This window comes from Mycobacterium sp. UM_Kg27, assembly GCF_000972905.1.
GTDB lineage: Bacteria > Actinomycetota > Actinomycetes > Mycobacteriales > Mycobacteriaceae > Mycobacterium.
In genome coordinates this window covers 1-363 of sequence record NZ_JRMM01000341.1, presented here as the reverse complement: position 1 = coordinate 363, position 363 = coordinate 1, and the positions used below count along the sequence as shown (strand labels likewise).

The 363-nt window shown below is 70.8% G+C and carries 1 pseudogene; it reads left to right on the top strand.

Annotation, left to right across the window (positions count from 1 at the left end):
• A pseudogene (locus LI94_RS25010) lies at positions 1-363 on the top strand (hypothetical protein); the annotation flags it as partial.

The window sequence follows — 363 nt, the reverse complement described above, 5'->3', positions numbered from 1 at the left end:
GATGGCGCTGATGGCGCGGTCGGTAGCACGGGCACTGCGCAGGATCGCACCGGTGGCGCTGGTGGCAATGGTGGCGATGGTGGTAACGCTGGTGCCGGTGGCGCCGGTGGTTCGTCCGGTGGCGGCAACTACGCGACGTCGGGGACCAATGGTTCGGCCGGTTCCGGCGGTAATGGTGGCGCCGGTGGTGCCGGGTATGACGCCGCTGCGGATGGGACTGCTGCGGCAGGTACCTCCGGTGGCAATGGTGGTGTCGGTGGTGACGCCGGTCATGGTGGCCTTGAGGTCGGTGGCGGGCGCGCCGCGGATGGCACGGCCGGTGTCGGCGGTAATGGTGGCGACGGTAAGGACGGCGCCGCGGGT